This is a genomic window from Methylobacterium sp. E-012, from assembly GCF_057836545.1.
Genome location: NZ_JBYQEY010000001.1, coordinates 4,853,785 through 4,874,719, shown reverse-complemented (window position 1 = coordinate 4,874,719; position 20,935 = coordinate 4,853,785). Strand labels below are relative to the sequence as shown.

The 20,935-nt window shown below is 70.2% G+C and carries 23 protein-coding genes and 1 pseudogene; 14 read left to right on the top strand and 10 right to left on the bottom strand.

The window, feature by feature from the left end; translation table 11 throughout:
- Positions 1–22: 22 nt before the first annotated feature.
- Complete coding sequence (locus AC3IF1_RS23270; RefSeq protein ID WP_489219529.1) at positions 23–1,666, bottom strand: FAD-dependent oxidoreductase; 1,644 nt, start codon at positions 1,664–1,666, stop codon at positions 23–25.
- Between the two features lie 181 nt (positions 1,667–1,847).
- On the opposite strand from AC3IF1_RS23270, the gene AC3IF1_RS23265 reads away from it, so the two are divergent.
- The 6 genes from AC3IF1_RS23265 (at position 1,848) to AC3IF1_RS23240 (ending at position 7,007) form a co-directional block, all read left to right on the top strand.
- Positions 1,848–3,878 (top strand): ATP-binding protein, encoded by a 2,031-nt coding sequence (locus AC3IF1_RS23265; protein ID WP_489219528.1) that lies wholly within the window; start codon positions 1,848–1,850, stop codon positions 3,876–3,878.
- A 47-nt stretch (positions 3,879–3,925) separates the two neighbouring features.
- A complete protein-coding gene (locus AC3IF1_RS23260) occupies positions 3,926–4,207 on the top strand; it encodes a hypothetical protein (RefSeq protein WP_243973590.1) in 282 nt (93 codons plus the stop codon).
- A complete protein-coding gene (gene gluQRS / locus AC3IF1_RS23255) occupies positions 4,204–5,055 on the top strand; it encodes a tRNA glutamyl-Q(34) synthetase GluQRS (protein WP_489219526.1) in 852 nt (283 codons plus the stop codon). Before AC3IF1_RS23260 ends, gluQRS begins: the two co-directional genes overlap by 4 nt.
- Positions 5,056–5,212: 157 nt before the next feature.
- Complete coding sequence (locus AC3IF1_RS23250) at positions 5,213–5,836, top strand: cell wall anchor protein (protein WP_489219525.1); 624 nt, start codon at positions 5,213–5,215, stop codon at positions 5,834–5,836.
- A gap of 72 nt (positions 5,837–5,908) precedes the next feature.
- Positions 5,909–6,487, top strand: coding sequence for an NADPH-dependent FMN reductase (locus AC3IF1_RS23245; RefSeq protein ID WP_243973593.1), 579 nt, complete (start codon positions 5,909–5,911; stop codon positions 6,485–6,487).
- A gap of 187 nt (positions 6,488–6,674) precedes the next feature.
- Positions 6,675–7,007 carry a hypothetical protein gene (locus AC3IF1_RS23240; RefSeq protein WP_489219524.1) on the top strand — a complete coding sequence of 111 codons (333 nt, stop codon included), beginning with the start codon at positions 6,675–6,677 and terminating at the stop codon, positions 7,005–7,007.
- Between the two features lie 247 nt (positions 7,008–7,254).
- Here the strand turns inward: AC3IF1_RS23240 and AC3IF1_RS23235 are convergent, their stop codons facing one another.
- On the bottom strand, positions 7,255–7,470 hold the full coding sequence (locus AC3IF1_RS23235) for a hypothetical protein (RefSeq protein WP_243972669.1): 216 nt from the start codon (positions 7,468–7,470) through the stop codon (positions 7,255–7,257).
- A 255-nt stretch (positions 7,471–7,725) separates the two neighbouring features.
- Between AC3IF1_RS23235 and AC3IF1_RS23230 the strand changes: the two genes are divergently transcribed.
- Positions 7,726–7,923 carry a hypothetical protein gene (locus tag AC3IF1_RS23230; protein WP_243972667.1) on the top strand — a complete coding sequence of 66 codons (198 nt, stop codon included), beginning with the start codon at positions 7,726–7,728 and terminating at the stop codon, positions 7,921–7,923.
- A gap of 3 nt (positions 7,924–7,926) precedes the next feature.
- On the opposite strand, the gene AC3IF1_RS23225 is transcribed toward AC3IF1_RS23230, so the two are convergent.
- Together AC3IF1_RS23225 and serA are read right to left on the bottom strand one after the other, a co-directional pair.
- On the bottom strand, positions 7,927–8,400 hold the full coding sequence (locus AC3IF1_RS23225; protein ID WP_243972665.1) for a hypothetical protein: 474 nt from the start codon (positions 8,398–8,400) through the stop codon (positions 7,927–7,929).
- Positions 8,401–8,550: 150 nt separating this feature from the next.
- Positions 8,551–9,801, bottom strand: coding sequence for a phosphoglycerate dehydrogenase (serA, locus tag AC3IF1_RS23220; protein WP_489219523.1), 1,251 nt, complete (start codon positions 9,799–9,801; stop codon positions 8,551–8,553).
- Between the two features lie 324 nt (positions 9,802–10,125).
- Between serA and AC3IF1_RS23215 the strand changes: the two genes are divergently transcribed.
- Entirely contained in the window at positions 10,126–10,974 is an 849-nt protein-coding gene (locus tag AC3IF1_RS23215) for a transglutaminase-like domain-containing protein (protein ID WP_489219522.1), read from the top strand.
- A 16-nt stretch (positions 10,975–10,990) separates the two neighbouring features.
- Here the strand turns inward: AC3IF1_RS23215 and AC3IF1_RS23210 are convergent, their stop codons facing one another.
- Positions 10,991–11,758: a Crp/Fnr family transcriptional regulator gene (locus AC3IF1_RS23210; RefSeq protein WP_489219521.1), complete on the bottom strand. Its 768-nt coding sequence runs from the start codon at positions 11,756–11,758 to the stop codon at positions 10,991–10,993.
- Positions 11,759–12,304: 546 nt separating this feature from the next.
- Here AC3IF1_RS23210 and rpsA point away from each other — a divergent pair.
- The 6 genes and pseudogenes from rpsA (at position 12,305) to AC3IF1_RS23180 (ending at position 16,968) form a co-directional block, all read left to right on the top strand.
- Entirely contained in the window at positions 12,305–14,017 is a 1,713-nt protein-coding gene (gene rpsA / locus AC3IF1_RS23205; RefSeq protein WP_243970625.1) for a 30S ribosomal protein S1, read from the top strand.
- Between the two features lie 219 nt (positions 14,018–14,236).
- Positions 14,237–14,488 carry a FitA-like ribbon-helix-helix domain-containing protein gene (locus tag AC3IF1_RS23200; protein WP_489219520.1) on the top strand — a complete coding sequence of 84 codons (252 nt, stop codon included), beginning with the start codon at positions 14,237–14,239 and terminating at the stop codon, positions 14,486–14,488.
- Positions 14,485–14,923: pseudogene (locus AC3IF1_RS23195) on the top strand (PIN domain-containing protein). Before AC3IF1_RS23200 ends, AC3IF1_RS23195 begins: the two are co-directional and overlap by 4 nt.
- Before the next feature lie 332 nt (positions 14,924–15,255).
- Complete coding sequence (sppA, locus tag AC3IF1_RS23190; protein ID WP_489219519.1) at positions 15,256–16,218, top strand: signal peptide peptidase SppA; 963 nt, start codon at positions 15,256–15,258, stop codon at positions 16,216–16,218.
- 50 nt (positions 16,219–16,268) lie between these two features.
- Positions 16,269–16,580 carry an integration host factor subunit beta gene (locus tag AC3IF1_RS23185; RefSeq protein ID WP_091785957.1) on the top strand — a complete coding sequence of 104 codons (312 nt, stop codon included), beginning with the start codon at positions 16,269–16,271 and terminating at the stop codon, positions 16,578–16,580.
- A gap of 19 nt (positions 16,581–16,599) precedes the next feature.
- Positions 16,600–16,968 carry a lipopolysaccharide assembly protein LapA domain-containing protein gene (locus tag AC3IF1_RS23180; RefSeq protein WP_489220451.1) on the top strand — a complete coding sequence of 123 codons (369 nt, stop codon included), beginning with the start codon at positions 16,600–16,602 and terminating at the stop codon, positions 16,966–16,968.
- Positions 16,969–16,970: 2 nt separating this feature from the next.
- Here AC3IF1_RS23180 and AC3IF1_RS23175 read toward each other — a convergent pair whose 3' ends face one another.
- From AC3IF1_RS23175 to AC3IF1_RS23155, 5 genes are all read right to left on the bottom strand, one after another.
- A complete protein-coding gene (locus tag AC3IF1_RS23175) occupies positions 16,971–17,651 on the bottom strand; it encodes a phosphoribosylanthranilate isomerase (protein ID WP_489219518.1) in 681 nt (226 codons plus the stop codon).
- A gap of 28 nt (positions 17,652–17,679) precedes the next feature.
- Complete coding sequence (locus tag AC3IF1_RS23170; RefSeq protein WP_489219517.1) at positions 17,680–18,786, bottom strand: DUF2125 domain-containing protein; 1,107 nt, start codon at positions 18,784–18,786, stop codon at positions 17,680–17,682.
- Positions 18,787–18,924: 138 nt separating this feature from the next.
- Entirely contained in the window at positions 18,925–19,371 is a 447-nt protein-coding gene (locus AC3IF1_RS23165; RefSeq protein WP_489219516.1) for a hypothetical protein, read from the bottom strand.
- A gap of 137 nt (positions 19,372–19,508) precedes the next feature.
- On the bottom strand, positions 19,509–20,288 hold the full coding sequence (locus AC3IF1_RS23160; RefSeq protein ID WP_489219515.1) for a lysophospholipid acyltransferase family protein: 780 nt from the start codon (positions 20,286–20,288) through the stop codon (positions 19,509–19,511).
- A 76-nt stretch (positions 20,289–20,364) separates the two neighbouring features.
- A complete protein-coding gene (locus AC3IF1_RS23155; protein ID WP_243970638.1) occupies positions 20,365–20,883 on the bottom strand; it encodes a hypothetical protein in 519 nt (172 codons plus the stop codon).
- Positions 20,884–20,935 lie beyond the last annotated feature (52 nt).

Below are 20,935 nucleotides of genomic sequence, written 5' to 3'. Positions count from 1 at the left end.
GCCAGGCTTTGGCCCGCCCCGGTCAGGCCGGCAGCGGCTCGCGCGGCTCGGTGTAGTCGTAGAGGCGGGGCGGCGGAATTTGGTCCCGGGCGCCCATCCGCGCGACGAGGTGATCGGCCACCCGCAATGCGTTGGCGACGATCGTGAGCGTCGGGTTCACCGCCCCGATCGACGGGAAGAAGCTCGCGTCGGTGACGTAGAGGTTGTCGAGCTGGTGCGCTTTGCAGTGCCGGTCGAGGACCGAGGTGGCCGGATCGTCGCCGAACCGCAGGGTCCCGGCCTGGTGGGCGGTCCCGCCGATCGGCACGTTCTTGCCGAGATAGAGCGAGCGGTCGAACAGGTGCGGGTGAATGTCGGTGAAGCTGCAGATCTCCCGCAACTTGTGCCGCAGCCGCTTGTGCGCCGCTGCGTTCGTCTCGGTGAGGTCGAGATGGACCTTGCCGTCCTTGTAGTAGACCCGATTCTGCGCCAGCGGGATGTCCTCCGAGGTCAGCCAGAAATCCACGGAGTGCTTGGCGATCCAGTCGAACGGCTTGTCGGGGAACCACTGGAGAAAGCCGGGCAGGCCCTCGCCGTGGATCTGGGCCCCGTCTGACTTGCCGACCATCTGGATGTGGCCGAGCGGGAAATCCCAGCCGTCCTTCGGGTCGGGGTCGCCGAAGTAGAAGTCGTTGACCCCGAGGGTCTTCTGGAACCGGGTCGGGTTCGGCGTCTTCGAGATCGCCAGAACGGTCGAGTTGTTGTGGCGCATGTAGTTGCGCCCGACCTGATCCGAGCCGTTGGCGAGGCCGTTCGGGTGCTGACCGCTGGCCGAGCGCAGCAGCAGCAGCGCCGACGACAGGGCGCCACAGGCCACCACCACGAGGTCCGCCGAGGCCTCGAAGGGCGCCCCGTCGCGGGTCCCGACGACGCCGGTGACGGTACGCCCGGCCGGATCGGTGACGAGGCGCTCGATGTAGGTCCGGGTGAGGAGCGTCAGGTTCGGGCAGTCCCGCAGGGCGGGATCGACCACCATGGTCTGGGCGTCGGACTTGCCGTTCGTAGGGCAGGGGAAGCCGTCGAAGGACTCGCACTTGATGCAGGGGGAGGTCGGGACGGCCCGGCCATCCTTCTCGACGAGGCGCACGCCCACCGGCAGGTGGAACGGGTGGTGGCCGGCCCGCTTCAGATTGTCATACAGCTCCTGAATCCGCGGTTCGTTCGCCACCGGCGGATGGGCGTAGGGCTTCTTCGACCACGGCTCGGTCGGATCCTCGCCGCGCTGGCCGTGGACGTGGAACAGCTCCTCGGCGGCCTGGTAGTAGGGCTCGAACTCGTCGTAGCCCACGGGCCAGGCCGGCGCGATCCCGTCCTCGTGGCGGATCGCGCCGAAATCCCGCTCCCGCAGCCGGAACAGGATCGAGCCGTAGAATTTCGAGTTCCCGCCGACGTAGTAGTGGAGCCCCGGGTGGAAGCTGCTGCCGTCGGAGGAGTACCAGGTCTCCTTGGTCTGGTAGTAGCCGTCGACGATCACCGCCTGGCTGTCCCAGTTCCGCGGCTCACGCAGCAGGTAGTCGCCGCGCTCGATCAGCAGGATGCGCTTGCCGGTCTGGGCCAGACGCCACGCCATCGTGCCGCCCCCGGGACCGGATCCGACGATGATGACGTCGTAATGCTCGCCGGGCATAGGTGTCTCCATCCGGGCCGTAATCCTGGCAGGCAACTCCCGGGGCGCCGTTCGGATCGCGGTGCGGCGAACATTTCAGGTCGCAGCATCCGGCAACCGGCGATTAAGGGCCTTTCCCAACGGCGCCTTCAGCTTCGCCTGCGATCCTGCGGCGGACCGGCCTCCTGCCGGGGAGGCATCGATGGTCGTCGAGGACATCGCGCTGGTGCTGGCGCTCCTGGTCGCGGCGGCGCTGGCGTTCGACCGCTGGCGGGCGCGGCGGGTCGGACCGGACGAGGCCGAGCGGCTGCACGACCGCCTGTGGCGGATCAGCGAGAGCGAGGACCGCTACCGGGCCCTGGTCGCCGCCACCACGGAGGTGATCGTCCAGCGCGATGCCAGGGGCCGCATCACCTACGCCAACGACGATTACGCGCGCCTGCTCGGACGCGCGCCGATCGAACTGCTCGGCGCGCAGATCGACCTGGAGATTCTGGAGCGCAACGCCGTCGAGATCGGGGCGGATGGCGTGCGTCGCCTCGAGGCGCAGGTCCGCTCGGTCGACGGGCGCGTGCGCTGGTTCGCCTTCGTGGAGATGCCGGTGGCGCATGGCGACGCGACGCACTGGCTGCAGGCGGGCCGGGACGTGACCGCCCGGGTCGAGGCGATCCGCAGCCGCGACGCGGCCCTGGAGCGGGCCGAATCGGCGAGCGTCGCGAAATCCCGGTTCCTGGCGACGGTGAGCCATGAGATGCGCACGCCCCTCAACGGCATCCTGGGGATGGCCGACCTCGTCCTCGGGACCGCGCTCGATCCGGAGCAGCGCACCTACGTGGAGGCCGTCCGCACCAGCGGCGGGGCGCTGCTCGGCCTGATCGACGGCGTCCTCGACTTCTCGCGGATCGAGGCGGGGCGCCTGGATCTCGCCGCCGAACCGTTCAGCCTACCCGCGATCGCCGAAGGGGTCGTCGAGCTCCTCGCGCCCCGGGCCCAGGACAAGGGGATCGAGATCGCCCTCGACGTGGCGGAAGGGTTCCCCGCGAGCCTCGTGGGCGATGCCGACCGGGTGCGGCAGATCCTCATCAACCTCGCGGGCAACGCCATCAAGTTCACCGAGCGCGGCGGCGTCGGTGTCAGCCTGACCTTCGAGCGGGCGGAGACCGGACCGGGGGAAGTGGTGGTCGCCGTGGCGGATACCGGCCCGGGAATCCCGGAGGAGCGCCTGCCCGTCCTGTTCGAGGAGTTCGAGCAGGGGGACGGCAGCGCCAGCCGCAGCCACGAGGGCACCGGACTGGGGCTGGCCATCACCCGGCGGCTGGTGACCCGGATGAGTGGCCGGATCGACGCGGCCTCGCGCCTCGGGCGGGGCACGACCTTCCGGGTCGCGCTGCCGCTGCCGGAGCTGGTCGCGGTCGCGCGGTCCGGCCCCGATCCGCTGCCGCGCCTGGACGGCCGCCGGTGCCTGATCGTGGCCGATTCGCCGTTCCAGGCGCCCTACCTCGCCCGCTGCCTGTCCCGGGCCGGTGCCGCGACCGTGATCGTGGACACCCGCGACGCCGGCCTCGACGCCCTGTCGGGGGCGGCCTTCGACGTCATGCTGGCGGATCGGGCCCTGGGGGACGCGGCCGTGCGGCAGCTCGCCGATGCGGCGCGCGCCTGCGGCGTGCCCTGCAGCCTCGTCCTGCTCTCGCCCTTCGACCGGCGCGGGTTCGGCGCCCCGGGCGCGGCCGGGTTCGACGGCTATCTGATCAAGCCGGTTCGGGACCGGTCCCTGTTCGAGCGCCTGTTGGCACCGACCGGCCCGTCCGAAGCGCCCGCAATCCCGCAAGCGGCCGCACCGCGAGCCGGCGCCGGGATGCGCGTCCTGCTCGCCGAGGACAACCCGATCAACGCCCTGCTGGCGACCCGCGCCCTGGAGCGCCTCGGCGCCGAGGTCGTCCACGCGCCGGACGGCCTCGCGGCGCTGGAGCAGCTCGATGCGAACGGCCCCTTCGACCTCGCCCTGATCGACGTGCGCATGCCGCGGCTCGACGGACACGAGACCGCCCGCCGGATCCGCGCCGCCGAATCGGTTGGCACCGGCCGCCTCCATCTCGTCGCGCTCACGGCCAATGTCGGCCGGGACGACGAGGCCGCCGCCCGGGCGGCCGGCTTCGACGGCTTCCTGGCCAAGCCCCTGAACCTGAAGCTCCTCCCGGCGCTTCTGGAGCGCCGGTCCGCGCGGGCGGCGTGACCGCACCCGCGTTGACAGGCCGGCCCCTCCCACGCCAACAGGACGCCATGTCGTCAGCCGCTCCCTCGTCGTCCGAACCGCGCTCGTCGAGCGGCGTGCTCGCCGCCTGGGGAACCGTGGCGCTCGTCGTCGCGACCGTTCTCCTGGGCGCGTTGCTGCCGGCCCGCCACGGGGCGGCCCCGCGGCCGGTCGCCGAGGATCCGGCCTGCCTCGAATGGAGCGACGGCTGCCGGGTCTGCCAGCGCCTCGCAGAGGGACCGGCCTGCTCGCTCCCGGGCATCGCCTGCCAGCCCGGCGTGCCGCACTGCCTGCGCCGCGGCGACGGGTGAGTTCGGGGGCGCCGGTCCTCCGCTTCGCGCCGAGCCCGAACGGGCGGCTCCATCTCGGCCACGCCTATTCGGCCCTGCTCAATGCCGACCTCGCCGACCGCATGGGCGGCCTCTGCCGCCTGCGAATCGAGGACATCGATCCCCAGCGCTCGAAGGCCGCTCTGATCGACGCGATCGTCGCGGACCTGGCCTGGCTCGGCCTGACCTATCCCGAGCCGGTGCGGCACCAATCCGCCCACATGGACGCCTACCGCGTCGCCCGCGACGGCCTGATCGACCGCGGCCTCGCCTATCCCTGCTTCTGTTCCCGCGCGCAGGTCCGGGCAGGCGCCGGGACTGCCTGCGATCCGGACGGCGTGCCGCTCTATCCCGGCACGTGCCGCGGCCTCGACCCGGCGGTCGCGGCGGAGCATCGCGCCCGGGATTGGCCGCATACCTGGCGCCTCGACATGGCGGCGGCCCTGCGCCAGGCCGGCGCGACGCACGGATACGTCGCCTTCGACGCGACCGGTGCGCGCCCCGTCGCCGCCGATCCCGCCCGCTGGGGCGACGTGGTGATCGCCCGGCGCGACGTCCCGACGAGCTACCACCTCGCCGTGGTCCACGACGACGCGCGGGAAGAGATCACCCACGTGGTCCGCGGCCGCGACCTGGAGGCAGCCACCGACCTCCACGTGCTCCTCCAGACGCTGCTCGGCCTGCCGACCCCGCGCTACCGGCACCATGCGCTGCTCCGCGACGCCGGCGGCGAGAAGCTCGCCAAGTCGCGGGGCTCGCAGTCGCTGGCCGATCTGCGGCAGGCCGGTGTGACACCCGCACAGATCCGCGCGCGGTTGGGGTTCTCCTAGCGCTCCGTCAGATTCGATGGGGGTCGTTCGAGCCGGCAGAATTTGCCGCGCGGCCGATCCTGCCCGCATAGCGCGCGGGCGCGCCCTTGATATCATTGGGAGAATTCTGGAACGCACCGTGCCTGACCTGACGGCAGGAACGTCGTGAGGGCTTGTCATGTCGGTGAACGCGGTATCAGGCACATCTCTCAAGCAGGATCTCGTCAGCGCTCTGCGCCAGGCACGTGCCGCCGGCGCCCAGCAGGTCGATGCCAGCGGGTTCAGCACGGCGAGCCAGGATGCCGGCACGACGCAGGGCACCGGCAGCGCCACGCAGACGAGCACCGCGGCCTCGACGCCGGCCATGTCCAGCGACCTGATGGCGTCGCTCCTGCAGCTGCAATCCGATTTCAGCCAGATGGGGCTCCAGACCGGGGTCACGTCCTCGGCGGACACCGGCGACGCGTCCAGCACCACGGCGACATCCGGCACCACGGCGACATCCGGCACGGCTGATGCCAGCCAGGCCTCGAGCGGCGCGGCCCCCGTCCACCACCATCACGGCCACCATGCCCCGCCGCCGGACGACTCGGATGACGCGCAGGTCGGGCAATCCGGCACCGCCACGGACGCGACCTCGACCTCTGCCTCCGCTTCGGCCACCGGATCCTCCGCGAGCATGGAATCCGGGGACGGGCTGCAATCCCTGCTGACGCAGGTGACGAAGGCCATCGCCGCCTACGCCACGGGCGGTCCCATCGGAATCGCGGCCGCCGCGCTGACGAGTTCGTCGAAGGCCTGAGCCGCCCTCCGGCAGGCGCCGCCTGGAGCGGCGGGCCGTCCTCTGGCATGATCGATCCGACCGGAGGTCGTCATGTCCCTCACCGTGCCCGTGATCCTCGGCAGCGTCCGGAGCGACCGCATCGGCATCCGGGCCGCCCGTTTCCTGACGGCGCGGCTGGAAGCGCGCGGGCATGAAGCTCCACTGGTCGACCCGGCCGAGCTGAAGCTTCCGCTGCTTGACCGGATGTACAAGGAGTATCCGGCCGGCACCGCTCCCGAACCGCTCGAACGGCTGGCCGCGCTCTATCGGCGGTCCGACGCCTTCCTGGTGGTCACCGCCGAGTACAATCACAGCGTTCCGCCGGCGCTCTCGAATACGCTGGACTATTTCCTCGAAGAGTATTTCTGGCGGCCGTCGGCGATCTGCTGCTACTCGGCCGGCCAGTTCGGCGGCGTCCGCGCGGCGATGCCGCTCCGGGCGATACTCGCCGAGATGGGCATGCCCAGCATCCCCTCGCTCCTTCCTATCCCCCGGCTCCAGACGGCGATCGACCCCGAGGGTACACCCACCGCGCCGTGGCTCGACACGTCCGCCGCTCGGTTTCTCGACGAGTTAGCGTGGTATGCCGAGGCCCTTCGCGAGCGGCGCCTGCGCGGGACGCCGTACTGAGCCAGAGACGCCGCGACGGCCGCGCACGACGGGCCCGCACGCTTTCTTCTGAGGATCTTACGGTCAGGTGGCCGCTCGCCCAGATCCGGGCCGACTCGAGACTGTATTTTGCTGTTGCAAAAAAGTGGCTGCACGATCCGGGGAAACGTGAGAGCTTAACCGTGTTCCCAGACGCGGATTGATTCCGATGAAGATCGATGAACGGGCGCTCCTCCAGGAGCGTGTACGGACTCTTGTCTTGCGTCACGCCCTCCAGGCCGTACTTGAACGCCTCGCGGCCGCCACGCGCAACGCCGGAGAGGACGCGGAAACGGAGTTGCTCGATCTAGAACAATCCCTGGTCTCGGCCGCACGCAGCATCGCCGATCGCGCCAGCGCCCAGAAGCTGGCGGTGCTGGTCGCCGTCGAGGATGCGACCACCACGATCCGGGCCGCCTTCGACACTGCGCACGACCGCCTCGATGCCCTGGCTCCGCCCCGGCTCGCCCTCGTCGGAGCACCGACCGCGGCCGCCGCGTAGCCGCCGCGCCCGGAGCCGAACCGTTCAGGCACTTAATTCCGCCCGCCCGGTCGGAGGTGCCACGGACCGCACGGGCTTCGTGCGGTTTATAGGTGCAGCGCAACGTCCGGCGCTGGGTGCCGGGGCGCATTCCGGTGGCGTTTTATGCGCCCGGGACAGGGGATGGTCCGAACAAAGCCGCGCGACACCTTGAAAGGTCTGGCCGGCTGGACTTGCGGACGGGTCTGCGCAGGCCGCCCTACGAGAGTCACTGCTTGGCGCGGTTGATGATCGACCAGAGGACCCGGGCCACGGATTCGGTGACGGTGCGACGGTACTTGCGATGGACGAGCTGGCCGTTGTGAAAGACGTCCTGCTCCACGTAGAGCCTCTCGCCGTCCCAGCGGACGATGTTGTCGGATTCGAACGTCTCCTCGACTCCGAGATCGCCTCGGATGATCGAGCTCCCTGTCTGGCTCAGCATACGCGCGTCCTCGTTCACGCCATCGATTCCCTGTCGGGAGCACCGCCCCGGCTCTCGCCGCACCGTCGCGGGCGGCCCCCGATCCGGACAGCATAGGAGGGCATGGCGCGACATGCCAGCGACGCCGCCGACGCAAACGCGCCGCCGTAACACGTCTTGGACGAGCCCGGTCGCCCGCCCGGGGTGTTCGATGTGCGCTTTTGCACGTCCAGATCTGGGCGCGGGTGCAATGATGATGGAGCGCGCCAGGGCTGCTTGCAGGACATGTCCTGGGCCCGCGAGCCCGCCATGGAGGCGCTCATGCTCGTTCGCCCGTTCCGCTTCGTCGCCCCGGCGATCGCGGCCCTTGGCCTGATCGGCCTGCGTCTCCTCAGCCCCCTCGTCGGACCGCCGACGCCCCCATCGCCCGGGGCGGTCGAGGATCGCCGCGTCGTGTTCCGTCACTACCTCTGACGCTCAGCCCCGGCGGTCGAGGACGATCCCCGGCACCGCGCAGGCGGGCTGCGCCATCGGTCCCAGAACGATGTCGCCCTGCTGCGGGTTGTTGACGGTGAACGGCGCGGTCTCCTGCAGGCCGATGAAGCCCCGTCCGATCTGCGGCACGAACAGGTCGCCGCCGAAGCGCACGAAGCACCGGTCGAGCACGGCCTCGTAGTCGAAGGTCCTCTGGGTCACCGGCGAACCCCCGGCCTGCGGCACACCGCAATAGGCGGCGAGGTCGAGCTGTCCGGGCCGTGACAGGCGCACCGGCAGGGATTGCCCCGGGAGCAGCATGGCCGGCGGCCCGCCGTCCTGGCGTGCCACCAGGACGAGATTCGAGCGGTTGTAGACTCGGCGCAGGCAATCCGCCGAGGCGCCGGAGGGGGCCGAGGCCGTCCCGGCGAGACCGAGCGCCAGCCCGAGCCATGCGCACCAAACACGCTTCGTCACCGCAAATCCTCCGCCGGTCGACCGTTCGATCAGTATCGGCCGCGTGTCACTAGAACAGCGGCCAGCGTGGCCGCGCAAGACGAACGCTGCAACACGGCGACCGTTCACACCCGCGGCGTCGATATCGCCGATCCCGGTGGTGAGCCGCGCTCAGCGCCGCTCGTAGAGCAGCCGCGCCCGGATCGTACCCGGAATCGCCCGGATCTCCGTGAGCAGCGATTCGGCATCCGTATCGGTGGCATCGGTCTCCAGCACCACGTACCCAACCTCGCCGTCGGTCTGGTAGAACTGCGCCGCGATGTTGACGTGACCGCGGGAGAACACGTCGTTCAGGCGGCCGAGCATGCCGGGCAGGTTGCGCTGGACGTGGATGAAGCGCGTGCCCGTCGGCCGGGCGGGGAGCTGGACCTGCGGGAAATTGACCGCCCCGACCGTCGAGCCGATGTCGGAGTAATCCACGAGCTTGCGCGCCACCTCGGAGCCGATGCGCTCCTGGGCCTCCTCGGTGGAGCCGCCGATATGCGGGGTGAGGATCACGTTCTCGATCCCCTGGAGCGGGCTCACGAAGGGTTCGGCATTGGAGCCGGGCTCCACCGGGAAGACGTCGATGGCCGCACCCTTGAGGTGGCCGTCGCGCAGGGCCGCCGCCAGGGCGTCGAGGTCGACCACCGTGCCGCGGGCGTTGTTGATCAGGAAGGCACCGGGCTTCATCGCCCGGATCTCGGCCGCGCCGATCATGTTGGCGGTAGCCTCCGTCTCGGGCACGTGCAGCGAGACCACGTCGCACTGGCCGAGCAGGTCGTGCAGGGTCTTGGTCGGCTCGGTGTTGCCGTGGCGCAGCTTGTCGGTGTGGTCGTAGAACAGCACGCGCATGCCCATGGCCTCAGCCAGCGTCGAGAGCTGCGTGCCGATATTGCCGTAGCCGACGATGCCGAGCGTCTTGCCGCGGACTTCGAGGGAGCCCAAAGCCGACTTGTCCCACCGGCCCGCATGGGCGCCGACGGACCGCGGCACGATCCGGCGCAGCAGCATCACGATCTCGCCGATCGTCAGCTCTGCCACCGAGCGGGTGTTGGAGAAGGGTGCGTTGAACACCGGAATCCCCCGGTGACGCGCTGCCTCTAGGTCCACCTGGTTGGTGCCCACCGAGAAGCAGCCCACCGCCAGCAGCCGGTCCGCCGCCTCGAACGCCGCGGCGTCGAGCTGCGTGCGCGAGCGGATGCCCACCATGTGCACGCCCTGCAGCGCCTCATGCAGGGCCTCCCGGTCCAATGCCTTCGGGAGCCGGGTCAGGTTGGTGTAACCGGCCGCCTGCATCAGCCCGACCGCGCTGTCGTTGATGCCTTCGAGCAGCAGGACCCGGATCTTGTCCTTGGGCATGGAGAGCTTGTCGGGCGTCATCGGCATCGATCGTCTGGCGAAGGGTCGCGGCGGCCGAGTGGCTGCCGACCGCGGCGCAGGGCCCGCAGGGATACGAGGGCGCCCTGTGCGATGCAACATGGCGCAGGAACAGGCCAGGATCGCCCGAACGGTATGCGGCCGGCTCCGGGAAAGCGCCCGCGCGCGCGACCGACATCATCGTCGCCATGCCGAATATTCGAGCACCGCGACGCCCGAAACAACAACGCGCTGTGGAACCGGGTCCACATTCGAGTTTTTACGGGCCTGTACTGTCCACGTCGCCTTCGCTCGGCCCCACGCCGATCTTCGATACGGTCCTTCCCAATGCACGTCCGCACCGGCTTCACGATCACCCTCGACACCTTCGGCCCGACCCCGATGAACCTGCTCCTGAACGTGCGTCCGGAGCGCCAGGGCGATCTGGTCACGCCGGAGGTCATCACCTTCGATCCCCCGGTTCCGGCCCACCAGCACATCGACGCCTTCGGCAACCTGTGCACGCGCATCGTCGCCCCCGGCGGCCCGATCACCATGGCGGCGGATTTCACGATCGCCGACGACGGCCTGCCCGACCCGGTGGTGCCGGAGGCGCGCCAGATCGCGGTCCAGGATCTGCCGGACGCGGTGCTGATGTTCCTGCTCGGCTCGCGCTACTGCGACACCGACAAGCTCTCGCAGACCGCTTGGTCGCTGTTCGGCTCGACCCCGGAGGGCTGGGCCCGGGTCCAGGCGATCGTCGACTACGCCCACGAGCGCCTGCGCTTCGACTACCAGCGCGCCGACGCCACCCGCACCGCCCATGACGGCTTCATGCAGCGCGAGGGCGTCTGCCGCGACTTCGCCCACCTCGCCATCACCCTGTGCCGGTGCATGAACATCCCGGCCCGCTACGCCACCGGCTATCTCGGCGACATCGGCGTGCCCAAGGACCCGGCGCCGATGGATTTCTCTGCCTGGTTCGAGGTCTACCTCGACGGGCCCGGGGGACCGCGCTGGTACACCTTCGACGCCCGCCACAACTGCCCCCGGATCGGCCGCATCGTCATGGCCCGCGGACGCGACGCCACCGATTGCGCCCTGACGACGAGCTTCGGCGCGGCGGCCCTGGTGCGGTTCGACGTCCACACGGACGAGGTCCCCGGCGCCGCCGACACGCTGGCCCGGGCTGCCTGAGGCGGTCCGCGCTGCGTCAGACGGGGTCGGCGGCCTCGCGGACGGGCACGACGGTGCGATCCAGATTCAGGAAGGTCGGGTCGAACTCGGCAACCGCCGCCAGCGCATCCCAGTCCTCGATGGTCAGCGTACCGCCGCTCAGGCTGACGAGGCCGCGCGTCCGCAACGTTCGCAGCACCCGATTCAGGTGGACGCTGGTGAGGCCCAAGGCGTCGGCCATCTCCGCCTGCTTGGGCGCCATGGGACAGCGCAGCCCGCTCGCTAGACCCACGGCGCGCTGACGGAGATAGAGTTCGCAGAACAGGTGGGCGACCCGGCCGAGGGCCTGCCGCCGGCCGAGACTCGTAATCCGTTCGCGATAATGCGCGGCATCGATCAAGGTCTCGCGCCACATCGCGCCGGTGAGGGTCGGGTATCGCCGGAAGACCCGGTGCAGGGCGTCGTGCGCGATGAACGCGATCGTGCAGGACGTCAGGCTGGCGATGTGATGGTCCATCCGGTGGAGGTGCAGGCTCTGCAGATCGGGCATGTCGCCGGCGACATAGAACGACAGGATCTGCCGCCCCCCCTCCGACAGGGCGGCATAGCGCGACACCCAGCCCTGGAGCACGAGGCAGCATTGGCTCGGCTGGTCGCCGAACCGGACGATGTCGTGCCGGGCCGGCAGGCTCCGGATGCTATGGCGCAGGTTCAGGACCGCGGCCCGCTCGGCCTCCCCCAGGCGCCCGCTGCTGTCGAGTTTCCGTGCCAACATCTCCATCGGCGTGCTGTATCCGGCGGGCATCGGACGCTCAGCCTTCCATTTTCCGGGATGCGGGACGCAGGGTATTCTGATGCCTTAGACGTGCATACTGCTATCGAAGCGACGCACGTTTCGTTCTCCGATCGCCGGCTCTCAGGCAAGCCGCTGACGGCGCCGACCCTTCCTCGACTGGGCGATCGTGTCCAGGGGGCGCGTGTCGCCGCGTCCGGACCATGCCTCCAAGGACCCGAGGTCGTACAGCGCTCCCGCGGCAGCCGGCAAGACCGCCACGGCTTCGTCATCGCCCGCCGCGGCAGCGAAACCGCCTTCGGTTGAAGTCCCGGTACTGTTGCTGTAAGGCACCCGGTGTCTTTCCGGACCCGCTCTCGCGCGCTCGTCTTCTGGCGCGCCCGCTGAGCCGCCGGACAGACCGTCCTCGTCATCCGTATCGACGCGTCGGCAAGCCGGTTCTTTTGGGACCGGTCGCCTCTCCCGGAAAATGCAGGGGGTGGCCGCGGCGGACGGGGGTGTCTGCAACGCGAGCCGCCGGCGCAACGGGCCTCCGAGGGAGGCCGTTCAGGAGATGGAATGACCGCAGGTACCGCTCTGGGGCATAGCCCGAGCCGCGACGATTTCGCCGCACTCCTCGAGGAGAGCTTCCTCGAGCACGAGATCACCGAAGGGTCCGTCGTCAAGGGTCGCGTCGTCGCGATCGAGAAGGACGTGGCCGTCATCGACATCGGCGCCAAGACGGAGGGCCGTGTCGCACTCAAGGAATTCACCGGCCCCGGCCGGGAAGGCGAGCTGAAGGTCGGCGACGAGGTCGAGGTCTACGTCGACCGGATCGAGAACGCGCTCGGCGAGGCCGTCATCTCGCGCGACAAGGCGCGCCGCGAGGAGAGCTGGGTCAAGCTCGAGAAGTCGTTCGAGAACAACGACCGCGTCACCGGCACGATCTTCAACCAGGTCAAGGGCGGCTACACCGTCGACCTCGACGGCGCCGTGGCGTTCCTGCCGCGCTCGCAGGTCGACATCCGCCCGGTCCGCGACGTCACCCCGCTGCTCGGCACCCCGCAGCCGTTCCAGATCCTCAAGATGGATCGCCGCCGCGGCAACATCGTCGTGTCGCGCCGGACCGTGCTCGAAGAGAGCCGCGCCGAGCAGCGCTCGGAGCTGGTGGCCAACCTCGAAGAGGGTCAGGTCATCGACGGCGTCGTCAAGAACATCACCGAGTACGGCGCCTTCGTCGATCTCGGCGGCATCGACGGCCTGCTGCACGTCACCGACATGGCGTGGCGCCGCGTGAACCACCCGTCCGAGGTCGTGACCATCGGCCAGACGGTCAAGGTCAAGATCATCAAGATCAACCACGAGACGCACCGCATTTCGCTCGGCATCAAGCAGCTTCTGGCCGATCCGTGGGAGGGCATCGCCGCCCGCTACCCGGAGGGCGCCAAGCTCAAGGGCCGGGTGACCAACATCACCGATTACGGCGCCTTCGTGGAGCTGGAGCCGGGGATCGAGGGCCTGATCCACGTCTCCGAGATGAGCTGGACCAAGAAGAACGTCCATCCGGGCAAGATCGTCTCCACCTCCCAGGAGGTCGAGGTCCAGATCCTGGAGGTCGATCCTGTCAAGCGCCGCATCTCCTTGGGCCTCAAGCAGACCCTGCAGAACCCGTGGGAGGCCTTCTCCGAGAAGCACCCGGTCGGGTCCGAGGTCGAGGGCGAGGTCAAGAACAAGACCGAGTTCGGCCTGTTCATCGGCCTCGAGGGCGATGTCGACGGCATGGTCCACCTGTCGGATCTCGACTGGAACCGTCCCGGCGAGCAGGTCATCGAGGAGTTCAAGAAGGGCGACATGGTCCGCGCCCAGGTCCTCGACGTCGACGTCGAGAAGGAGCGGATCTCGCTGGGCGTGAAGCAGCTCGGCGGTGACCCCTTCGCCGAGGCCGGCGAGATCAAGAAGGGCCAGATCGTCACCTGCGAGGTGATCGAGGTGAAGGATGCCGGCGTCGAGGTGAAGATCGTCGACACCGACATGACCACCTTCGTCCGCCGCGCCGAACTCGCCCGCGACCGCGGCGACCAGCGCCCCGAGCGTTTCGCCGCCGGCGAGAAGTTCGACGCCCGGGTCGTGCAGTTCGACCGCAAGGCCCACCGCGTCCAGGTCTCGATCAAGGCCCTGGAAGTGGCCGAGGAAAAGGAGGCGATGGCCCAGTTCGGCTCCGCCGATTCGGGCGCCTCGCTCGGCGACATCCTCGGCGCGGCCTTCAACAAGAAGCGCTCCGACGACGATTGAGACCGACAGTCTCGCCGCCCGGCTCGGCCGGGCGGCAGCTTCGGAAGGATCCAGAAGAGCCCGTGCGGGACACCTGTCCCGCGCGGGCTTTTTCGTGCGTTTCGTGCGGCTGCCGCTTCGCTCGGAGGGCCTGATCCGCTCCCTCCCAGATCGATCGCCTGACGTGATCGCACAGTAGAAAACTGCAATCATTACCGTCCGGGCCCGGAGGTTGGATCGATGCCGTCCATCACGATCCGCAATGTTCCCGGGGCGGTGCATCGCGCCCTTCGTACCCGGGCCGCTCTGCACGGTCGCAGCACAGGGGCGGAAATTCGCAGTCTTCTCGAGCAGGTTGCCAAGCCTGACGGTCGTCTGAAGCTAGGGTCGCTGCTGGTGTCCATCGCGCGCGAAGCCGTTGGAATGACCGAAGCGAAGCATTTCAGAGCGGTGCGCGATCAAACGGCGGTCGGACCGATGCGCTTTGAATGATCGTCCTCGATGCCAGCGTGATTTGCGAGCCCTGGAAGGTCGAACCGGATCCCAGGGTGGTCGCCTGGATCGATGGGCAGAAGATCGAAACCCTCTACCCGTCCACGATCACCATGGCTGCACTGCGCTTCGGCCCTGCGGCGATGCCGGACGGCCGACGGCGCGCGATCGATCAGGAGCGCCTGGAACGCGAGGTCCTGCCCGCCTTCTCGCGGCGGATCCTGTCCTCCGATCTGGGCCCGTCCCAGGCTTATGCCGCGCTCAGGCACGGGCGAGGGCGGCCGGCAGAGCCCTCACCGGGCGGACGGCTCTAGCGCCGCCACGGACGCTGCACGCGGCATGATGGTGGCCACCCGCGACACCGGTCCGTTCGAGGCAGACGGCCTGACCGTTATCAATCCCTCGGATGCGGTGTCGTGCTGCGATAGACGCTGACGATTCTGGTTACACTTTAGTTTCGTGCGGATTGCTCACGTCGGCGTCGCATTCGATCGGCCGTAGGGCGGCGATCGACATTTTGATCTGCCCCTTGTCCGGAAACGCGACGCTGCAGGCCACGTAAGACCAGGCTGGCTCGACGGCCGGGGCCGGGTGCCGCATTTTCTTCGCGCGGCCCATATCCAGGCCTGCGGAAAATGCTCTAGAACACCGGCCTCGTACGGCTCCGGCCGCGCGAGGCAAAGGAAACCAAGGACTTGCCCGGCGCGGAGCCTCGCCTCCGCACCCCGTCACGGGGCCGGTCCGGGCAGGCAAGGGGAAGCGTGAGCATGGCAGCCGACGCCGAACTGCTGATTGACCGGCGGCGCCTCCGCCGCGGGTTGTCCCTCTGGCGCGTCCTCGGAATCGGCGGCCTGATCGTGGCGGTCGGCGCCCTCGGTTACCGGGTGCGGACCGGTACGGAAGGCGGCTTCGCCGTGCAGCCGCAGATCGCCCGAATCTCGGTCTCGGGTTTCATCGCCGGCAGCGAGTCGACCGCCAAGCTGATGAAGCGCGTCGGCGAAGCGGATGCCGTGAAGGGCGTGATCGTCTCGATCAATTCGCCGGGCGGCACCACCACGGGCTCGGAAGAGATCTTCCGCAACCTGCGGGCGCTCGCCGCCAAGAAGCCGCTGGTCGCCTTCGTGGACGGCACCGCGGCCTCGGGCGCCTACATCACCGCCATCGCGGCCGACCATATCGTCGCGCGCGAGACGAGCCTCGTCGGCTCCATCGGCGTGCTGTTCCAATATCCGGATCTCTCGGGCCTCCTCGACAAGGTCGGCGTCAAGGTCGAGTCGGTGAAGTCGTCGCCCCTGAAGGCCGAGCCCTCGGGCTTTACCCCGACCACGCCGGAGGCGCGCGCCGCCCTGGCCGCGGTGGTCGGAGACACCTATGCCTGGTTCAAGGGCCTCGTCGCCGAGCGCCGGGGCATGGATGCCGGCCAGGTCGCGGCGGTCTCGGACGGACGGGTGTTCAGCGGGCGCCAGAGCGTGCCGCTGAAGCTCGTCGATGAACTCGGCAGCGAGCGCCAGGCGGTGGCGTGGCTGGAGGGCACCAAGGGCGTCCCGAAGGATCTCCCGGTCAAGGACTGGAAGCCCGCAACGGAGAGCGGGTTCTCGCTCTGGTCCGCTGCCGGCCTCGGGGCGGATCTCCTCGGTTTCGACAGCGTCGCGGCGCGGTTGAGGAGTGTCGGAGCGGAGGCGGAGGCTGCCCGCGGCGGGCTCCTCGCCCTGTGGCACCCGGAACCCTGACCGGGCCGCCGCACGAAGCCCGCCCCGATCCCGCGAGAAGATTAGGCGCCATGATCAAGTCGGAGCTCGTCCTCAAGATCGCCGAGCAGAACCCGCATCTCTACCAGCGTGACGTGGAGATCCTGGTCAACGCGATCCTCGATACCATCTCCGACGCACTGGCCCGCGGCGACCGGGTGGAGCTTCGCGGCTTCGGGGCCTTCTCGGTGAAGCGCCGCGAGGCGCGCCGGGGACGCAACCCGCGGACGGGGGCGGCCGTTGCCGTGTCCGAGAAGGCGATCCCCGTGTTCAAGACCGGCAAGGAGATGCGCCAGCGCCTCAATGCGGCGGGCATCGGCGAGAGCGCCTCGGCCGCGGAGTAGGAAGAGAGCTGTGAGCGCGATGATCCGTTTTCTGAAGAGCCTCGTGCTGCTGCCGGTCGCCGCTCTGGTGATCCTGCTTGCGGTCGCCAACCGTGCGCCGGTCCGGCTCTCCTTCGATCCGTTCAACGCAGACGCGCCGGTGTTCAGCGTCGACCTGCCGCTCTACGCGATCCTATTCGGCGCGGTTGCGCTGGGGATCGTCGTCGGCGGCATCTTCACGTGGCTGGGCCAAGGCAGGACCCGGGCCCGGGCCCGTCATCACCGCCGGGAGGCTGTGCGCTACGAGCGCGAGGCGTCACGGCTACGGGCCTACGCGCCGGAGAGCGAAGTGCCGGGCCCCTACACCGTGCCGAATACCGGCCGTGCGGCGCTGCCCGCGCCGCGGTAAGGTCAGCGCGCCGCCCGCGCGGCCGCCACGAAGGCTGCGATCCGCTCCGGATCCTTGACGCCGGGCTCCGATTCAACCCCCGAAGAGACATCGACGGCGCCGAGGCCGGTACAGGCCAGGGCCTCGGCGACGTTGGCGGCGTCGAGCCCCCCCGACAGCATCGTGCCCCGCGGCAAGTCCAGGCCGGCGAGGATCGTCCAATCGAAGCGCCGGCCATTGCCGCCCGGCAGGATCGCCCCGGGGGGCGCCTTGGCATCCAGGAGGATCCGGTCGGCCACGGCCGCGTAGGCGGCCAGCGGCGCGAGATCCGCGGCCGTCGCGACGCCGATCGCCTTCATCACCGGACGCCCGGTCAGGGTGCGGATCGCCGCGACCCGCTCGGGACTCTCACGCCCATGCAACTGGATCAGGTCCGGATCCACGACCTCGACCGCGCGAATCAGGATGACGTCGTCCGGATCGACCAGCAGCACCACGCGCTCGGCCCGCCCCCGGGCGCGGGCCGACAGGGCGGCGGCCCGCGCGAGGTCCACATGGCGGGGGCTGCGCGGGAAATGGACCAGGCCGATCCAGTCCGCGCCCGCCCCTAAGGCGGCATCGACGGTGTCCTCGGTGCTCAGCCCGCAGATCTTGATGCGGGGCGGGATGACGGTCTCGGAGGCCATCGGCACCTTATAGCGCATGATCCCGCCCGACGCGCGCGCGCCGGCGTCAATACAGCGCCGGCACGTGGACATTCGGGATCGGGAAGCCGCTGAAGACGAGCTTGCCGTCGACGAGGCGGAGCGGGGGCAGGTCCTTCAGCGGCACCGCGTCGGCCTGCGCATCCGGCTGCGGGCGCCGGCTCAGCCCCAGGAGGCCGCCGACGAGCTGGCCGACCAGGGCGCCCCGGTCCGAACCGAAGCGCTGGCCGACGAGATTGCCGACGAGCGCATCGATCCCGGCCGCCCGCAGGTCAATCTGGCCCGCCGGCCGGTGGGCGGTATCGAGGGCCAGCGTGCCCTTCGCCTGGACGCGCTGCGGCCCCTTGGCCAGGGACAGGGCCATGATGTCCAGGGTGCCGCCGGCCTGACGCCAGCGCTCCAGCTCCCGGGGCAGCGGCCCGGTGCGCAGCACGGTGGCCTGGGCCAGCGTCGCGTCGAGGGCGAGGTCGGCCGGATCCTGGGTGCCGGTGAGGGCGTCGAGCTGCGGAACCGCGGCCTGCGCGAGGCGCAGGCTGACATCCACCGCGCCCTCGGACGCGTAGCGGCCGGGATCGGGCCGGGCATGCAGTTCCAGATGCTGGCCCGAGATGGCGATGGGTCCCGGATCGGCACCCGCGACGGTGACCGTCGGATCGTCGATCACCACCGAGGCCCGGGTGAACCCGTCCGAGGCACCGTGGAAGCTGCCCTGCAGGGCGCGCCAGGCGGCGTCACCGACCAGGGCGCCCTGCTCGACATGGAACGGACCGGCGCTCTCGAACACGACGAGACGCGGCTGATAGACCTGCGCCACCGCGGTGCTCGGCCCCAGACGGAAGCGACCGTCCGATCGCTCCAGGGTCACGGTGCTGCAGCGCAGCTCGATGCGGAAGGGGTACCCGGTCAGCGACCGGTCGGCGCAGGCCCAGTTGCGGCCTGCGGCTGCCTCCAGCGCCATCCAGCCATCGATCTCACTGGCCGCCCGGCTACGGATCCAGACCCAGCCGATCGACCACGCGACCACCACGAGGGCGAGGAGGATGTAGGGCAGGAACAGCCCACGCCGCGACCGACCCGCGACCCGCCCCGGGGGCGTCTGTGCCGCGCTCTCCGGCCGCGTCCGATCCTGCGCCATGCGTTTCGCTCCGCACCCCAGTCCCGGCGGGGCATTCCGACCCCGGCTTGAAGCCATGCAAGGGGCGAAACTGGGGCGGCGGCTTTCCCGTTCGATGGTTGCCCGAACCGGACCGCGCGAAGACTCGGGTTTTCCGGCTCAGACCTGAGCCGGTTCCGCCGTATCCACCCGCAGGTCCGCCACGATCGCCACCCGCTCGGCCTCGTTCTCGGCGAGGCGATGCACATGCATCTCGGTGGCGCCGCCGTGCCGGACACGTTCCAGCCAGGTCCGGCGGAGATGGTCGCGCGGGCTCTCCTTCGAGGTGGCGACCGACAGCATCTCGGCGATCCCGGACGCATCGCGGCGCACCGCGATCACCACGGCCTGCGCCATCTCGTCGAGGTCGAACCCCCCGGCCGGATGAACCCCGACCACGTAGCGACGGCCGGAGCGGCCGCGCCAGGCCGAGAGCGGAAGCGCGGGCGTGCCGCGCAGGCCGGCTGTCGTCTTGAGACGTTCTTCGCGCACATCCTGCCTCCGACTGCGATCGTCCTTCAGGTCGCGGAGCGCGGCCGACCAGGACAGGGCTCTTCTGTTCGCCATTTGTTCCAACCTAGCGCGGTCTATCCACAGCCGTCAAGGACGACGTCGTTAGGTCGGAAAATGGGATCTGTACCCGTTATCCACAAGCCTGCACCGCCCGTGCGTGAGCGTTCCTGTACGCCGGTGCAGGCGGGACTTCAGTGGCGCCGCGCCGCCACCGCGCGGACCTCGGTGGCCGGAATCGGCTGGCCGGCAGCGGCCGATCCGCCGAGGCCGCCCTCCACGAGGGCGTTCGAGGCCGCCTCCAGGCGCTCCTGCGCGAGGGCTTGGAATTCCTGCCGGGACAGGCCCGGGGGAATGGTCGGCAGGAACGCGATGACCGCGGTGCCGGGTCGGCGGACGACGCTGTTGCGCGGCCAGAACAGGCCGGTGTTCAGGGCCACGGGAAGGCAGGGGACCTGCAGGGCCGTGTAGAGGTGCGACAGGCCCTGCTTGTAGGCCGGCGGCGCCCCCGCCGGACGGCGGGTCCCCTCCGGGAAGATGATCAGCTGGCGGCCCTGGCGGATCGCCTCCCCGGCGGCGGCGTTCATCAGGCTCATGGCCCGGTTGCCCTTGGACCGGTCGATCGCCACCATGCCGCTGCGCGACAGGTACCAGCCGATCAGCGGGATGAACAACAGCTCCCGTTTCAGGATGTAGGCGAAGTTCGGCAGCACCGTGCCTAGCGCCAGGGTTTCCAACGCCGATTGGTGTTTGGCCGCGACGAGGAGCGGCCCCTCCGGGATGTTCTCAAGGCCTCGGAACTCGACCCGCGTGCCAGCGACCACCCGCAGCAGCCACAGGGTGATCCGTCCCCAGAGGCGCGCCAGCCCCAGCACCGCCCGCCCGGAGATCAGCGTCGGCAGGCCGGCGACCGCCAGGACGGTCGTGACGGCGTAGAAGCAGATGTTGAAGGCGAGGGAGCGCAGGGCGAGCATCGGAATCCGAGGGGTGGCGGCCTCCCTGTAGCGCGCCCGGACGCCCGGGGCCAAGGGCGCCCGGCGCCGGTGCGTCTCACGCGGCCCCGGCCGGGCGGTCGTCCCGGGCGGGACCGGCCCCGCGACCGGCGACCAGCCAGTAGACCAGGCCGGCGCAGGCTCCGGCGACGAACAGGATCAGGGTCAGTCGCGCCTCAGCGGCCAGGCGATTCGGGTCGAGGCCGGCCTCCCCGGACCGCGTCGCGCCCCGGGCAAACCAGGGGAGGGCGGCCGTCAGCGCCCCGCAGCCGGCACCGTACCACAGGAGGCCGCGCCGCCCGAGGATCTCGCCGCCGAGGCCGATGAGCGCCGGGGGCACGACCAGCAGCACGAACAGCGCCTTGGCGAGGCCGGCGATCAGCAGCGCAAGCGACTCCGGCGGCAGGCCCGCGGAGATGTCGGACAGGGCCATGTCGAGCCCGGCGAGCGCCCCGCCGGTCAGCCATGCCTGTGCGGTCGGGTCGACGAGGAGCGCCAGGGCCAGGACGGCGAAGCCCGCCGGGACGGCGAGGAGGAGGGCGAAGGCCCCGAGGAACAGGCGGCCGAGGGCGTGCATGGTCCGAGCCTGTACACCCGGCGGGCCCGTCCGTCGCGCGCGTGCCGCGCCC

What these genes read in the sequence shown, in the direction of transcription:
- AC3IF1_RS23185 (WP_091785957.1), top strand. Translation starts at nt 16,269, where the DNA reads ATGATCAAGTCGGAGCTCGTCCTCAAGATCGCCGAGCAGAACCCGCAT.
- AC3IF1_RS23155 (WP_243970638.1), bottom strand. Translation starts at nt 20,883, where the DNA reads ATGCACGCCCTCGGCCGCCTGTTCCTCGGGGCCTTCGCCCTCCTCCTC.
- AC3IF1_RS23250 (WP_489219525.1), top strand. Translation starts at nt 5,213, where the DNA reads ATGTCGGTGAACGCGGTATCAGGCACATCTCTCAAGCAGGATCTCGTC.
- AC3IF1_RS23245 (WP_243973593.1), top strand. Translation starts at nt 5,909, where the DNA reads ATGTCCCTCACCGTGCCCGTGATCCTCGGCAGCGTCCGGAGCGACCGC.
- AC3IF1_RS23260 (WP_243973590.1), top strand. Translation starts at nt 3,926, where the DNA reads ATGTCGTCAGCCGCTCCCTCGTCGTCCGAACCGCGCTCGTCGAGCGGC.
- AC3IF1_RS23170 (WP_489219517.1), bottom strand. Translation starts at nt 18,786, where the DNA reads ATGGCGCAGGATCGGACGCGGCCGGAGAGCGCGGCACAGACGCCCCCG.
- AC3IF1_RS23270 (WP_489219529.1), bottom strand. Translation starts at nt 1,666, where the DNA reads ATGCCCGGCGAGCATTACGACGTCATCATCGTCGGATCCGGTCCCGGG.
- AC3IF1_RS23165 (WP_489219516.1), bottom strand. Translation starts at nt 19,371, where the DNA reads ATGGCGAACAGAAGAGCCCTGTCCTGGTCGGCCGCGCTCCGCGACCTG.
- serA (WP_489219523.1), bottom strand. Translation starts at nt 9,801, where the DNA reads ATGACGCCCGACAAGCTCTCCATGCCCAAGGACAAGATCCGGGTCCTG.
- rpsA (WP_243970625.1), top strand. Translation starts at nt 12,305, where the DNA reads ATGACCGCAGGTACCGCTCTGGGGCATAGCCCGAGCCGCGACGATTTC.
- AC3IF1_RS23210 (WP_489219521.1), bottom strand. Translation starts at nt 11,758, where the DNA reads ATGCCCGCCGGATACAGCACGCCGATGGAGATGTTGGCACGGAAACTC.
- AC3IF1_RS23160 (WP_489219515.1), bottom strand. Translation starts at nt 20,288, where the DNA reads ATGCTCGCCCTGCGCTCCCTCGCCTTCAACATCTGCTTCTACGCCGTC.
- AC3IF1_RS23175 (WP_489219518.1), bottom strand. Translation starts at nt 17,651, where the DNA reads ATGCGCTATAAGGTGCCGATGGCCTCCGAGACCGTCATCCCGCCCCGC.
- AC3IF1_RS23180 (WP_489220451.1), top strand. Translation starts at nt 16,600, where the DNA reads ATGATCCGTTTTCTGAAGAGCCTCGTGCTGCTGCCGGTCGCCGCTCTG.
- AC3IF1_RS23265 (WP_489219528.1), top strand. Translation starts at nt 1,848, where the DNA reads ATGGTCGTCGAGGACATCGCGCTGGTGCTGGCGCTCCTGGTCGCGGCG.
- AC3IF1_RS23200 (WP_489219520.1), top strand. Translation starts at nt 14,237, where the DNA reads ATGCCGTCCATCACGATCCGCAATGTTCCCGGGGCGGTGCATCGCGCC.
- AC3IF1_RS23215 (WP_489219522.1), top strand. Translation starts at nt 10,126, where the DNA reads ATGCACGTCCGCACCGGCTTCACGATCACCCTCGACACCTTCGGCCCG.
- sppA (WP_489219519.1), top strand. Translation starts at nt 15,256, where the DNA reads ATGGCAGCCGACGCCGAACTGCTGATTGACCGGCGGCGCCTCCGCCGC.
- AC3IF1_RS23240 (WP_489219524.1), top strand. Translation starts at nt 6,675, where the DNA reads ATGAAGATCGATGAACGGGCGCTCCTCCAGGAGCGTGTACGGACTCTT.
- AC3IF1_RS23235 (WP_243972669.1), bottom strand. Translation starts at nt 7,470, where the DNA reads ATGCTGAGCCAGACAGGGAGCTCGATCATCCGAGGCGATCTCGGAGTC.